This window comes from Herbaspirillum sp. C9C3 (assembly GCF_013359625.1).
Lineage (GTDB): Bacteria > Pseudomonadota > Gammaproteobacteria > Burkholderiales > Burkholderiaceae_D > Herbaspirillum.
Genome location: NZ_JABFMQ010000011.1, coordinates 126,516 through 140,701, shown reverse-complemented (window position 1 = coordinate 140,701; position 14,186 = coordinate 126,516). Strand labels below are relative to the sequence as shown.

At 61.0% G+C, this 14,186-nt stretch carries 13 protein-coding genes; 5 read left to right on the top strand and 8 right to left on the bottom strand.

Annotated elements, in window-relative coordinates; translation table 11 throughout:
- Positions 1-170: 170 nt before the first annotated feature.
- The 6 genes from HNO82_RS12820 to rpmH form a co-directional block, all read right to left on the bottom strand.
- The gene (locus HNO82_RS12820; protein WP_175343978.1) at positions 171-764 is read right to left on the bottom strand and encodes a nitroreductase family protein; all 594 of its coding nucleotides are present in this window, start codon (positions 762-764) and stop codon (positions 171-173) included.
- Positions 765-1,086: 322 nt separating this feature from the next.
- Entirely contained in the window at positions 1,087-2,487 is a 1,401-nt protein-coding gene (gene mnmE / locus HNO82_RS12815; RefSeq protein WP_175343977.1) for a tRNA uridine-5-carboxymethylaminomethyl(34) synthesis GTPase MnmE, read from the bottom strand.
- A 153-nt stretch (positions 2,488-2,640) separates the two neighbouring features.
- Positions 2,641-4,341 (bottom strand): membrane protein insertase YidC, encoded by a 1,701-nt coding sequence (gene yidC / locus HNO82_RS12810; protein ID WP_175343976.1) that lies wholly within the window; start codon positions 4,339-4,341, stop codon positions 2,641-2,643.
- Between the two features lie 16 nt (positions 4,342-4,357).
- Positions 4,358-4,720, bottom strand: coding sequence for a membrane protein insertion efficiency factor YidD (yidD, locus tag HNO82_RS22465; RefSeq protein WP_008332925.1), 363 nt, complete (start codon positions 4,718-4,720; stop codon positions 4,358-4,360).
- A gap of 18 nt (positions 4,721-4,738) precedes the next feature.
- On the bottom strand, positions 4,739-5,152 hold the full coding sequence (gene rnpA, locus HNO82_RS12800) for a ribonuclease P protein component (RefSeq protein ID WP_175343975.1): 414 nt from the start codon (positions 5,150-5,152) through the stop codon (positions 4,739-4,741).
- A 26-nt stretch (positions 5,153-5,178) separates the two neighbouring features.
- A complete protein-coding gene (gene rpmH / locus HNO82_RS12795) occupies positions 5,179-5,316 on the bottom strand; it encodes a 50S ribosomal protein L34 (RefSeq protein ID WP_006461360.1) in 138 nt (45 codons plus the stop codon).
- A gap of 502 nt (positions 5,317-5,818) precedes the next feature.
- Between rpmH and HNO82_RS12790 the strand changes: the two genes are divergently transcribed.
- The 5 genes from HNO82_RS12790 to HNO82_RS12770 all read left to right on the top strand — a co-directional run bounded on the left by HNO82_RS12790 (position 5,819) and on the right by HNO82_RS12770 (position 12,072).
- Positions 5,819-6,037: a hypothetical protein gene (locus HNO82_RS12790; RefSeq protein WP_175343974.1), complete on the top strand. Its 219-nt coding sequence runs from the start codon at positions 5,819-5,821 to the stop codon at positions 6,035-6,037.
- Positions 6,038-6,576: 539 nt separating this feature from the next.
- Positions 6,577-8,499, top strand: coding sequence for a PrkA family serine protein kinase (locus tag HNO82_RS12785; protein ID WP_008332931.1), 1,923 nt, complete (start codon positions 6,577-6,579; stop codon positions 8,497-8,499).
- A 102-nt stretch (positions 8,500-8,601) separates the two neighbouring features.
- A complete protein-coding gene (locus tag HNO82_RS12780; RefSeq protein ID WP_175343973.1) occupies positions 8,602-9,870 on the top strand; it encodes a YeaH/YhbH family protein in 1,269 nt (422 codons plus the stop codon).
- Positions 9,867-11,396, top strand: coding sequence for a SpoVR family protein (locus HNO82_RS12775; RefSeq protein WP_008332933.1), 1,530 nt, complete (start codon positions 9,867-9,869; stop codon positions 11,394-11,396). Before HNO82_RS12780 ends, HNO82_RS12775 begins: the two co-directional genes overlap by 4 nt.
- Positions 11,397-11,418: 22 nt before the next feature.
- Positions 11,419-12,072 carry an LON peptidase substrate-binding domain-containing protein gene (locus HNO82_RS12770; RefSeq protein WP_175343972.1) on the top strand — a complete coding sequence of 218 codons (654 nt, stop codon included), beginning with the start codon at positions 11,419-11,421 and terminating at the stop codon, positions 12,070-12,072.
- 64 nt (positions 12,073-12,136) lie between these two features.
- Here the strand turns inward: HNO82_RS12770 and HNO82_RS12765 are convergent, their stop codons facing one another.
- Positions 12,137-12,826 carry a MarC family protein gene (locus tag HNO82_RS12765; RefSeq protein ID WP_034351390.1) on the bottom strand — a complete coding sequence of 230 codons (690 nt, stop codon included), beginning with the start codon at positions 12,824-12,826 and terminating at the stop codon, positions 12,137-12,139.
- A gap of 109 nt (positions 12,827-12,935) precedes the next feature.
- On the bottom strand, positions 12,936-14,180 hold the full coding sequence (locus HNO82_RS12760) for an MFS transporter (protein ID WP_502709275.1): 1,245 nt from the start codon (positions 14,178-14,180) through the stop codon (positions 12,936-12,938).
- Between the last annotated feature and the right edge of the window lie 6 nt (positions 14,181-14,186).

Sequence of the window (14,186 nt, the reverse complement as noted above, 5' to 3'; positions counted from 1 at the left end):
CTCGAACCCGCGACCCCCGGCGTGACAGGCCGGTATTCTAACCAACTGAACTACCACTCCTAAAACCGTTTCAGCTGTCCTTGCTTGCTGAAAGATCGCTATTATAGGAGAGACTTTTTCAAAAAGCCAGGCCTTTTTTAGAAAATTGCGAAATATTTTACGAGCAGGCCTTATGCCTTGAACTTGCCCTCGAATGCCAGCTTGGAAAGCGGCTCACGCGGGCTGGGCACTTCACGTGCCTGCAACCCTTCCGGCAGGACCGACTTGTCACCCAGCTTGCCCACCACCACCATGGCTTCCACCGAGAATTCAGCCGGCACATTCAGTTCAGTGCGGGCGCGGTCCTTGTCGAAACCGGCCATGCCGTGCGCATGCCAGCCCGACAGCGACGCCTGCAAGGCCAGATAACCCCAGGCCGAGCCGGTGTCGAAGGAATGGGTCGGCGCAGGCACCGCCTCGGTCGCACCCGGCGGCACCATCACGGTCCGCGACAACACCACGATCAGCGCCGAAGCATTGGCGCACCAGCTACGGTTGAATTCGTTCAACAGACCCAGCAGGCTGTCCCAGGCCGGCGTGCCACGACGCGCGTAGACGAAGCGCCAGGGCTGCGCATTGTAGGCCGAGGGCGCCCAGCGGGCGGCTTCCAGGAAAGTCAGGACGGTTTCTTCAGAGATCTCGGCACCGTTGTAGGCGCGCGGAGACCAGCGGTTCAGGAATTGCGGATCAATGGGATAGTCAGCGTTGCGCGGATTGGCGGACATGCTCTTTTTCCTATGGTGATGTGAGAGGGATGAATTCAGGCAGCTGGCATCTTAGCAGCGCCGCTCCTTTGCTGCAGAGCCTGGACAGATCGGTATGGATATAAAAAAACCCGCGCACCTTGCGGTGGCGGGTTAAATCCAATTCTCAGGGGTGATGAATTGGAGGGGGAGGAACTTCAGAATAACGATGCCCCTCTTGCGCCTCCAACGTTTTTACACGCTGTAACATCCGTTGCAATTGTGCAGTGGACTGTGAGCTATCTGTCAGGATTGGGTAACTTGTTGTCGTCCAAACACGACATGCTCCGATTTGGGAGCAAGCTCATTTCCCGATACAGAAGCGCGAAAAGATCACCCCCAGCAAATCATCCGGCGTGAACTTGCCGGTGATGCTGGACAAGCGCTCCTGCGCCAGCCGCAGTTCTTCCGCAAACAGATCCAGCGCATGTTCACCGGCCTCATTGTCCAGCGCCGCATGCGCCGCCGCATGGGCCAGGTGCTCATCGGCCGCCTTCAACGCCAGCAAGTGACGCTCGCGGGCCAGATAGCGCGACTCCACTGTCTGCTGCCAGCCTGCAATGCGCAGCAATTCGGCCCGCAACAAGTCCACGCCCTGTCCTTCGGCCGCCGAAAGGTAAACGTGCGTGGCATCGGGCATGGTATCCACGGCCGGCTTGTGGCCGGAGCGGTCGATCTTGTTCCAGATGCGGATGATGGGTACGCCTTCAGGAAAGCGCGCGGTGATCTTCTCATCTTCCAGCGTAGGGCCACGGTCAGCGTCCAGCATGTGCAGGATCACATCGGCCTTGGCCACCTCGGCCCAGGTGCGCTCGATGCCGATGCGCTCGACTTCATCCGGGCCGCTGCCATCCTCGCCGGCCTCGCGAATGCCGGCGGTATCGATGATGTTCAGCGGCATGCCCTCGATCTGGATGGTCTGCGTCACCTTGTCGCGCGTGGTGCCCGCGATGGGCGTGACGATGGCCACATCCGATCCGGCCAGTACGTTCAACAGCGAGGACTTGCCCACGTTGGGCTTGCCGGCCAGCACCGCATTCAATCCATCACGCAGCAAGGCCCCCTGGGCCGCATGCCTGAAGACCTCTTCCAGCGTGGCGCGGATGGTGGCCAACTGACCGCGGGCGTCACTCTGCTTGAGGAAATCGATTTCTTCCTCGGGGAAATCCAGCGTCGCTTCCACCAGCATGCGCAGGCGCGTGACCTGGTCCACCAGCTCATGAATCACCCTGGAGAAGGCACCCGAGAGCGATTCGGAGGCCGACTTGGCCGCCGCCTCGGTGGTGGCTTCGATCAGGTCGGCCACGGCCTCGGCCTGGGCCAGGTCGATCTTGTCGTTCAGGAAGGCGCGCTGGGTGAATTCGCCCGGCTCGGCCAGGCGCAGACCGATTTCGCTGCCGGCCTGCACACAGCGCGCCAGCAACATCTGCATCACCACCGGGCCGCCATGTCCCTGCAGCTCCAGCACATCCTCCCCGGTGTAGGAATGCGGGGCCGGGAAATGGATCGCCAGGCCCTGGTCGATCGGACTGCCATCCTCGTTGAGGAAAGGCAGATAGGTGGCATGACGCGGCGACAGGCTGTCGCGACCACATACGGCGCGCATCACCGGCGCCAGGTTCTTGCCGGAAATGCGGACCACGCCAATGCCTCCGCGTCCGGGTGCGGTGGCGATGGCGGCAATGGGAGAAGAATCGAAAGTCATCTGCGAGTACTTGTTGTTGTGTTGAGGTGAGACCGCCGCTGCTCCCCCTCGGAGCAACGACGTAAAGCCATGTTAAACCTGCCTGCCCGGTACGACCGAAAAAAAACCCGTGGATTCCACGGGTTTTTCCTTTGATGGCCTGCAAGAACCGGATTACTTGGTCTTGCCGCTATCGATGTTGCGGGTGATCACCCATTGCTGCGTGATCGACAGGATGTTGTTGGTCACCCAGTACAGCACCAGGCCGGACGGGAAGAAGAAGAACATGAACGAGAACACCAGCGGCATGAACATCATCACCTTGGCCTGCACCGGATCCGGCGGGGTCGGGTTCAGCTTGGTCTGCAGGAACATCGACGCTGCCATGATGATCGGCAACAGACCGATGGGCATGTTGAAGTAAGGGATGGTGCCGAACAGACGGTCAGGTGCGGTCAGGTCATGCACCCAGCCCAGCCACGGCGCGCCGCGCATTTCCACCGATGCCAGCAGCACCGAGTACAGCGAGATGAACACCGGGATCTGGATCACGATGGGCAGGCAGCCCCCCAGCGGATTGATCTTCTCGGTCTTGTAGAGCGCCATCATCTCGCGGTTCATGGCTTGCGGATCACCCTTGTGGCGTTCGCGGATGGCCTGCATCTTCGGCGAGACCGCCTTCATCTTGGCCATGCTGCGATAGCTGGCGGCCGACAGCGGGAAGAACACCAGCTTGATCAGCACCGTCAGCAGGATGATGGTCCAGCCCCAGTTGCCCACCAGGTTGTGGATGTGGGTCATCAGCCAGAAGATGGGCTCGGCGATCACGGTCAGGTGGCCGTAGTCGCGCACCAGATCCAGGCCCGGGGCAATGGCCTGCAGGGTCTTGGAAATGGTCGGGCCGGAATACAGCTGGCTGTCCATGGTCACGCTGGCGTTCGGTGCCACGGTGCCCAGCGGCAGGATGGAACCGACCGCATACAGGTTGTCGCCGACCTTCTTGCTGAAGATGTCGCGCTGCGCCTTCTCGGGCGGGATGAAGGCCGAGACGAAGTAATGCTGCACCATGGCGAACCAGCCATTGTCAGCCTTGTTGACGTGCTGCTGCTTGCCGTTGGCGATCTTCTCGAAGTCCAGCTTCTCGAAATGCTCGGCGTTGCTGTACACCGCAGGACCGGTGAAGGTGCTGTAGAAGTGCGATTCGCCACCGGGCTTGTTGCCGTCGCGCACCAGTTGCAGGTACAGCGAAGGATTGATCGCCGCGCCCGTGGTGTTGGTCACGGTGTGCTTGATGTCGATCAGGTAGCTGTCGCGCTTGAAGGTGTAGGTCTTGGTCAGCTTCACGCCACCCTGCTCGGCCACCAGCACCAGCTGGATTTCATTGCCATTGTCCAGCGTACGCGGACCGGCCTGGGCAGTGAAGAGGGTCTTGTGGTTGGGGAAGGGACCGCCGATCAGGCCCGACTCGGCCAGGTACATGTGGCCCGGTTCGGAATCGAACAGCACGACATTCTTGGTCGGGTCGACCACGTCCGGTTGCTTCAGCAATTCCAAGCGCTTCAACTCACCGCCCACGGTATCGATGCTGGCCTTGACCAGGTCGGTGGTGATGGTGATGGTTTCGCCCTTGGTGGCGGCAGCCACGTCAGCCCCCGGCACGGCGCCAGGTGCCGGTGCGGGCGTGCCGGCCTGCGGCACGGGGGACCCGGTCGGGCTGGCGGTGGGTGCGGCCGGATTGGCGGCGGCTTGCTCCTGAGTCGGGGTGGCCGACGGGAAGAACATCGACTGATGTCCGTTATGGCGCATCCAGCCATCCCACAGCAGTAGCAGGGAGAAGGAGAATACAACCCACAGGACGGTACGTTTGATATCCATATGCGTATTGATGAGTTCAGGAGTGGCTGCAACCGTCAGCGGCCACAGGGGGAGACAGCCGCGCTACCGAAGACGGCAGCGCAGTGGTCGGGGAATCGGGAACGGCAATCGAAGAAGACGGGCCTCTTGCCTCTGCCTCTGCCTCGGCATGCGCACGTGCCTCGGCCGAACCCGGCACGAAATCCAGGCCGCCGGCATGCCAGGGATGGCACTTGCACAGGCGCTGGCCGGCCAGCAGGCTGCCCTTGAGCGCGCCATGCAGGCGCACCGCCTCGGCGGCATAGTCGGAACAGCTGGGATAGAAACGGCAATTCTGCCCCAGGAAAGGGCTCACTCCCAGCTTGTAGGCACGTAACAGCAGGAGCAGAGGGGTCTTCATCACTTCCTGTTTTCCTGGCTATTTCCTGGCGAACGCGGGGGCGCTCGGCAGGAAGGCGAACAATTGCGTCAGTTCGGCGCGCAGCATGAGCTTGACTGCCACACTGCGGGCAGGATCCTTCCTGGTATTGACCGGGCGCGACAGCCGCACGATGCAGTCCACGGCAGGCAGCTGGGCCTGCCGAAACAGCTCGCGGGTAGCCCGCTTGATCGTGTTGCGGGTGACCGCACGGGGTGCCAGCCGCTTGGCCGCCACCACGCCCAGACGGGCTTGCGGCAGGCTGTTGCGGCGTGCGTACAACACGAAATGCTCGGTACGATACACGGGGCGCAAACGAAAAACGGATGAAAACTCATCCGTTTTAACGATTCGCCGATCGCGTGGGAAGTCGCCTGCTTGACGTGCTGGAAGCGATGTACGGACGTCCGTCACACGAAACGGCTGCGCAAGGCCCCGGCTTAAACAGCAGCCAGACGCTTGCGGCCCTTGGCGCGACGGGCGTTGATCACGGCACGGCCGCCACGGGTGGCCATACGGGCACGGAAACCATGGGTACGCTTGCGACGCACGACGGAAGGTTGGTAAGTACGTTTCATGTTGGACTCGCTAAGTTGGGCTGCCTTGGAGCAAACAGCAAAAATAAATCGGAATTCTGGAACCGCTTTCGGTGTGCCTGTTCCGCATCACCGATGCCCTGCCGCCCAACAAGCCGGCAGCCCCTGCATCGCTGACACCATTAACTCTGTTGGCCTCTGCCGCCTCCCGGTGCAATACCTGGGTAATCGACCGGTGGGCAACTGAAACAGCACTGCGTCGGCACCGCGCGCAATTCTTCAGATGGTGAACCCTGAATTAGACTGCATTTTCCCCTTGGCTGTCAATGACTTATGCGCTTTTGCGCCCTCCCCGCCCCCGCAACGGCCGGCGTCAGAGGCAGAACGTGGCGGAATTGCCGCATCCGCTCGCAATCCCGGCCTCTCCCGGTGCCGCGCCTGCCCGGGAAAAACACGATATGAAGTTGCTTGCAAGACATCTCCCGTGATCCTGCCAATACCTTCATCGGATGGGGAGGAGGCATGAAGAAAACGCAAACAGTCCATGCGCCCGGCGCATGAACAAATCTGTAAATCATCTAAAGCATTTTTTCAGCGGCGCTGGACATCGGTGCGCCCGGGATGCGCACCGGCTGGGGATGAGGCGGATCAGCAACAGAGCAAGAGCGCAATCGTCGCCGTTACAAAAAAGATGGTTCATGCGGGCGGCACCCTGCAATATGACAAACATGCCTGGCACGATTCCAGCTATAACGGGATATGAAGGAAAGAGATCGGTGCACAAGCATGCGCAAAAGGCACCGGGAGGAGGAGGACCACCGCATCGGCAGGACCAGCCCGTCCGGCCTGCTCTGAATGGCCCCACGGGCATTGTCCGCCTGTTCTCTTGCGTCGGCTATCAGGGATTTCACCATGGTGTCCTGCGCGAAAATAGCGCACCGTATGGTCAACCGCTGACGCGCTGCGCACATTGAAAGAGCATGATGTGAACGAGGCTTCCAATATCCCTGTGTCGGCAAGGGGATCAGAGCGTCAGCTCAACGCACGGGAACATGCAGGGAAAATCCTGGGCTTGCTGAACGAAGCTGCACTAATGGGATCAGCAAGAGGAAGCAAAAAAAGGAATAGAATAAAAACACGATCCGAAAAGATCTTCGCATCACGCTGTGGATGCTACGGCTTTCAAAGAACACACCGGCAATGACGCAGTACAGAGTCACCGACGCGTTCTTCGATAACCGCAGATGGCAAGTCCAGACATATGAATCTGTTTCGTACTTTTTTGAGAGCGACGGAGGTGGTATGGATATCTACAGCAGCTTTGCAAGCCGGTTCGACAAGACCAGAGAAGAAGAATTATCGCTTGAAGAGTATCTGAATCTTTGCAAGAACGACCCGGCAGTCTACGCATCGGCTGCCGAACGGATGCTGATGGCCATCGGCGAACCGGAGAAGGTCGACACCCGGGAAGATCCGCGCCTCTCGCGCATCTTCGCCAACAAGGTCATCAAGGTCTATCCCGCCTTCAAGGAGTTCTATGGCGCGGAAGAAGTCATCGAGCAGGTTGTTTCGTATTTCCGCCATGCCGCGCAGGGTCTGGAAGAGAAGAAGCAGATCCTTTATCTGCTGGGCCCGGTCGGTGGTGGCAAGTCCTCCATCGCCGAACGCTTGAAGCAATTGATGGAGCAGGTGCCCTTCTATTCCATCAAGGGTTCGCCGGTCAATGAATCGCCGCTGGGCCTGTTCGATTACGACGAAGACGGCCCCATCCTCGAAGAGCAGTACGGCATCCCGCGCCGCTATCTCAAACCCATCCTGAGCCCCTGGGCGGTCAAGCGCCTGCACGAGTACAACGGCGACATCCGCCAGTTCCGTGTGGTCAAGCGCTATCCGTCCATCCTGCGCCAGATCGGCATTTCCAAGACCGAACCGGGCGATGAAAACAACCAGGACATTTCCACCCTGGTCGGCAAGGTCGACATCCGCAAGCTGGAACAATATTCGCAGGACGATGCCGACGCCTACAGCTATTCGGGCGGCCTGTGCCTGTCCAACCAGGGCCTGCTGGAGTTCGTGGAAATGTTCAAGGCCCCCATCAAGGTGCTGCACCCGCTGTTGACGGCCACGCAGGAAGGCAACTTCAAGGGCACCGAAGGTTTTGGTGCGATCCCCTTCGATGGCGTCATCCTGGCCCACTCCAACGAATCGGAATGGAAGGCCTTCCGCAACAACAAGAACAATGAAGCGCTGCTGGACCGCATCTTCATCGTCAAGGTGCCGTATTGCCTGCGCGTCTCGGAAGAAATCAAGATCTACGAAAAGCTGATCCGCAGCTCTTCGCTGGGCAAGGCGACATGCGCCCCCGGCACGCTGAAGATGATGGCGCAGTTCTCGGTACTGACGCGCCTGAAGGAGCCGGAGAATTCGAGCCTCTTCTCCAAGATGCAGGTCTATGACGGCGAGAACCTCAAGGATACCGATCCGAAAGCCAAGTCCTATCAGGAGTACCGCGACTATGCCGGTGTGGATGAGGGCATGAACGGCATCTCCACGCGCTTCGCCTTCAAGATCCTTTCGCGCGTGTTCAACTTTGATACCACCGAGGTAGCGGCCAATCCGGTGCACCTGATGTACGTGCTGGAGCAGCAGATCGAGCGCGAGCAGTTCCCGCAGGAAGTCGAGCAGAAATATCTCTCCTTCGTGAAGGACACGCTGGCCTCGCGCTATGCCGAATTCATCGGCAAGGAAATCCAGACCGCGTATCTGGAATCGTATTCGGAATATGGCCAGAACGTCTTCGACCGTTACGTGACCTATGCCGACTTCTGGATCCAGGATCAGGAATACCGCGATCACGATACCGGCGAAAGCTTCGACCGCGCGGCCCTGAATGCGGAACTGGAAAAGATCGAGAAGCCGGCCGGCATCAGCAACCCCAAGGACTTCCGCAACGAGATCGTCAACTTCGTGCTGCGTGCGCGGGTCAACAACGGTGGCAAGAATCCGCTGTGGACCAGCTATGAAAAACTGCGCGTGGTGATCGAGAAGAAGATGTTCTCCAACACCGAAGACCTCTTGCCGGTGATTTCCTTCAACGCCAAGGGCTCCACCGAAGAAATGCAGAAACACGAAGACTTCGTCAACCGCATGGTCAGCAAGGGCTACACGCCCAAGCAGGTACGCCTGCTGTGCGAATGGTACCTGCGCGTGCGCAAGTCCTCGTAAGCGCCGCTGTTGCGCATCGCCCGCTCCAAGCACGGCGATGCGCGCGGCGACCCTTCGGCGCCGTGCGCCTGGCGCACCGCCGACCACTAGCAGGAGAACCGAGTGCTGCATCAGATCATCGACCGCAGGCTGGCTGGCAAGAACAAGAGCATCGCCAACAGGGAGCGCTTCCTGCGGCGCTTCAAGGGGCATATCCAACGTTCGGTGGCGGACGCCGTGCGCGACCGCAGCATCACCGATCTGGAAAAATCGAAGAGCATCAGCATCCCGCGCAAGGATGTCTCGGAGCCCTTCTTCCATCACGGCAAGGGTGGCAAGCGCGAAGCCGTGCATCCGGGCAACCAGGATTATTTGCAGGGTGACCGCATCCCGCGCCAGAACGGCGGCAGCGGTGGTGGGGGCGGCAGCAGTGCCAGCAACGACGGTGAAGGACAGGACGACTTCACCTTCGAACTGACCCGCGAAGAATTCATGCACTACTTCTTCGAGGACCTGGAACTGCCGCGTCTGGTGGAAACCAATCTGCTGCAAGTACCCAACTGGAAGAACCAGCGTGCCGGGTATTCGGTCGATGGTTCGCCCAACAATATCGACGTGGTGCGTTCGCTGCGCTCTTCGCTGGGCCGCCGCATCGCCCTGGGCGGGCCGCTGCAGCGCCAGCTCGATGCCGCCGAAGAAGCGCTGGCCGAGATGAAGCGCAAGCCTCAGGAGCACAGCGCCGACATCCCGCTGCTGGAAGAGGAAGTGAAGCATTTGCGCGCCCGCATCCTGCGCATCCCCTTCATCGACCCTTTCGATCTGCGCTATGTGAACAGGGTGCGCCAGCCGCAGCCCTCCAGCCGTGCGGTGATGTTCTGCGTGATGGACGTATCGGGCTCGATGGATGAGCAGCGCAAGGATTTGTCCAAACGCTTCTTCATCCTGCTGTATCTCTTCCTCACGCGCAATTACGAACACATCGAAGTGGTCTTCATCCGCCATCACACCCGCGCCGATGAAGTCGATGAAAACACCTTCTTCCATTCGCAGGAAAGTGGCGGCACGGTAGTCTCCAGCGCACTGGAGCTGATGCACGACATCATCACCAAACGCTATTCGCCCAGCGAATGGAACATCTATGGCGCGCAAGCCTCGGATGGCGACAACTGGAACGACGATTCCCCCAAGTGCCGTGAACTGCTGGAGTCCGCCATCCTGCCACTGACACGCTACTTCGCCTACATCCAGGTGGCCGAGCCGGAACAGAACCTGTGGACCGAGTACATGCAGCTGATCGAATCGCATCCGCACTTCGCCATGAAGAAGGTGCAATCGGCCGCCGAGATCTATCCGGTCTTCCGCGAACTCTTTGAAAAGCAGGTGCACGCATGAACAGCCGCTTCAAGCATGACCCGCTGCCTTGCCCCTCGGACTGGAGCTTTGATCTCATCGAGCGCTACAACGAGGAAATCGCACGCGTGGCCAAGGGTTACGAGCTGGACATCTACCCCATCCAGCTGGAGATCATCTCGGCCGAGCAGATGATGGATGCCTATGCCTCGCACGGCATGCCGGTCAACTATCGCCACTGGTCCTACGGCAAGCATTTCATGTTGACCGAACGCGACTACAAGCGCGGGCAGATGGGCCTGGCCTACGAGATCGTGATCAATTCCGATCCCTGCATCGCCTACCTGATGGAAGAGAACACGATGACCATGCAGGCCCTGGTCATCGCCCATGCGGCCTATGGCCACAACTCCTTCTTCAAGGGCAATTACCTGTTCCAGTTGTGGACGGACGCCAGCGCCATCATCGATTACCTGGTGTATGCGCGCAATTACATCGCCGAGTGCGAGGAACGGCATGGCTTCGAACGCGTGGAGGAATTGCTGGACTCCTGCCATGCGCTGATGAATTACGGCGTGGACCGCTACAAGCGTCCGCAACGCCTGTCGCTGGCACAGGAGAAGGCGCGCCAGCGCGAACGCGAAGCCTATATGCAGTCGCAGGTCAACGAGCTGTGGCGCACCTTGCCGGCAAAAAAGGAAACGGCGGCCGCCGCCGTGGAAGGCCGCTTCCCGTCCGAGCCACAGGAGAACCTGCTGTATTTCGCCGAGAAGAATGCCCCCCTGCTGGAGCCGTGGGAACGCGAAGTCATCCGCATCGTGCGCAAGGTCGGCCAGTATTTCTATCCCCAGCGTCAGACCCAGGTGATGAACGAAGGCTGGGCCACCTTCTGGCATTACACGCTGTTGAATACGCTCTATGACCAGGGCCGCCTGACCGATGGCTTCATGATGGAATTCCTGCACTCGCACAGCAATGTGGTGTTCCAGCCGCCCATCACCAAACCGTATTACAACGGCATCAATCCGTATGCACTGGGCTTCTCGATGATGAGCGACATCCGCCGCATCTGCGAGAATCCCACCAATGAAGACCGCGAGTGGTTCCCCGACATCGCCGGGCGCAACTGGCTCGATACCCTGCAATACGTGATGCGCAACTACAAGGACGAGAGCTTCATTGCGCAATATCTCTCACCCAAGCTCATGCGCGACATGCGCATGTTCGCCGTGCTCGATGACGAGGCGCGCAGCGAGATCGAGGTCTCGGCCATCCACAACGAGCGCGGCTTCCAGTACGTGCGCCAGGCCCTGTCCCGGCAGTACGACATCAACCATCGCGAACCCAACATCCAGGTCTGGTCGGTCAACACGCGCGGCAACCGCAGCCTCACGCTGCGCCACTTCCGCAGCGATGGCCGCTCGCTGGGCGACAGTACCAACGAGGTGCTGCGCCACATGGCGCGGCTGTGGCAGTTCGACGTCTATCTGGAGAGCGTGGACGACAACGGCTACATCGTGCAGCGCTATGAATGCGTGGCCGAGAACCGGTATGCTCTGCGTTCGTGAGTGACCGCCGCCAGGAGTAACCATGCCCGCCGCCCCCGCCACCCCGCGCCCGCCGATCTCGGCCCGGACCATCCCGCTGTTTCCGCTGGCCAGCACGCTCTTTCCGGAAGGGCGGCTGCCGCTGCAGATCTTCGAGGTGCGCTACCTGGACATGATAGGCAAGTGCATCGCCGAGGGCAGCAGCTTCGGCGTGGTGGCCCTGACGGAAGGATCGGAAGTGCGGCGCCCTGGCCAGAGCGAACGCTTCGTCGGCGTGGGCACGCTGGCGCGCATCCAGGAATGGAGCACGCCCTCGCCCGGTCTCATGCGCATCGCCTGTCTGGGTGGCGAACGCTTTCGCATCGTGCAGGCCGAGCAGCAGAAACACGGACTATGGACCGCGCAAGTGGAGATGATGGAAGCGGACCGCGCCGTGACAATCCCCGAGGAGTTGCGCAATACCGCGCAGGCGCTGGAGAATCTGCTGCAATCGGTGTTGCGCCAGGGCCTGCCGGACAGTGAAGTGCCCATCGCCGCGCCTTACCGGCTGGAAGATTGCGGCTGGGTGGCCAACCGCTGGGCCGAGATGATGCCCATTACCGTCAACCTCAAGCAAAGCCTGCTGGCGCTGGACAATCCGCTCTTGCGGCTGGAGCTGGTGCAGGATGCGCTGGATGAGCTGGGCTGGCTGAAATAGTTAGTTATTTCCATATTGCAACTAACTATCCTGCTTCAGATTTCCTGAAATTCCTCCCACCCCGTCACGGCGCCACGCCACTGATCCCAGCCTCGGCCAGCAGCGCCGACATCCCCGACCAGAAGATCTGGATCCCGATACACAGCAGGATGAAGGCCGACAGGCGCAGCACCACCATGGTGCCCAGGCGCCCCATCAGCAGCACCAGCTTGTGCGCATAGTTGTAGCAAAGGAAGATCACCAGTGCCGTGAGCGCCGCGCCCAGGGCGGCACTGCCGACCGAGATGACCCAATCCAGCAGGCGGGTCGGCGTATTGGCGCCCAGCGTGATGGAAGCGGCGATGGTGCCGGGGCCGACGGTCAGGGGGAAGCTCATCGGATAAAAGCTGCGCGCCTTGATTTCGTCGTCGGGCAGGTCTTCGTCATAGGACTTGGCCACTTGCGTGGGGATGGAGCTGTCCTGACTGTTGTCGTTGAGCAGTTTCCAGCCCGAGACCGCCACCAGCAGACCGCCCCCCACGCGCACGATGGGCAGCGAGATACCGAAGAAGGTCAGCACGTGCGAGCCGATGAAGATGGCCGCCACCAGCATGAACCAGCAATTGATGGCGACCTGGCGCGCGATGCGCTTTTCGGTGCTGCGGCTGACGTTGCCCAGCAGGTTGGCGAAGACCGGCGCGATGCCCAGGGGATTAAGGATGGGCAAGAGCGTGATCGGGATCAGGACGACCGCCTTGAGGAAGAGGATGAACATGGCGCGATGAGAAAAAACGGCATTGAAGGTTGACCCGGCAGCGTAGCTGAAAGCCGCTACGCTGCCAACCACGGCGCCATCTGCCGTTGCGCCGTTGCGCCCATTTCTCTCAGGCGGCGCGCAGCTGCATGCCGCGCACCCTTGTCAACAGCAGCACGGCGATGCTCAGGTTCAACAGGTTCCAGGCGATGCCGTTGGCAAAGGCGGCGTGGTAATTGCCGGTGAGGTCAAAGATTTTGCCCGACATCCATCCGCCCAGGGCCATGCCGAACATGGTGGCCATGATGACCGCGCCCACGCGCTGACCCGCTTCGGCGGCGGGGAAGTATTCACGCACGATGATGGCATACGAGGGCACGATGCCGCCCTGGAACAGACCGAACAGGGCCGAGATGAGATAGAGCGAGGCCAGGCTGTCGAAGGGGATGAACAGCAGCAGCGACAGGCCCTGCAGCGCCGAGCCCAGCAGCAGCGTGCGCAGGCCGCCGATGCGGTCGCAGATGGCGCCGGAGACCAGACGGCTGACCACGCCGCAGGCCAGCATCAGCGAGAGCATCTGGGCACCGCGCGCCGGGCCATAGCCGAGGTCGCCGCAGTAGGCGACGATATGGACCTGGGGCATGGCCATGGCGACGCAGCAGGCGACACCCGCCACGCACAGCAGCAGCTGCGCCGAGCCCGGTGCCAGGCCGAAGGGGCGCGGGCCGCCGCCGGGGCGGGCGGTGACAGTCGCGCTGTCCTGCACCGGCGGGCGGGCGCGCATGAGCAGGGCCAGGCTGCACATGATGAGGCTGCAGGCGATGCCCATGCCGATGTAGGTCTGCTGCCAGCCGACGCTATCGACAAAGTGCTGGACGATGGGCGGCCACAGCGCGCCGCCCAGGTAGTTGCCGCTGGCGCACACCGCCACGGCGATGCCGCGCCGCTTGCGGAACCACAGCGAGGTATCGGCCACCAGCGGCGAGAAGGTACAGGCCGTGCCCAGCAAGCCGATCAGCAGGCAATGGGCGGCCATGAAGCACCAGATGTTGGGCGCCAGCGCGGCCGCGATGAAGCCTGCACCCAGGCAGGCCCCGCCCAGCAGCAGCGGGCGCATGATGCCGTAGCGGTCAGCCATGCGGCCCATGAAGAGGCCGCCGACACCCACGCCCAGCATGGTCAGGGTATAGGGCATGGAGGCCAGGCCACGATCTACCTGGAAATGCGCCTGCACCGCCGGCAGCACCACCGCCATCACGTACATGCCGCTGGCGCCCACGATCATGAGGACCAGGGTGATGCACAGGCGCAGTACGGCATAGGAGGAATCGACTTGGTAACGGTCGGTGGCAGAATGGGACAATGAAGAAGGCACGGCTGT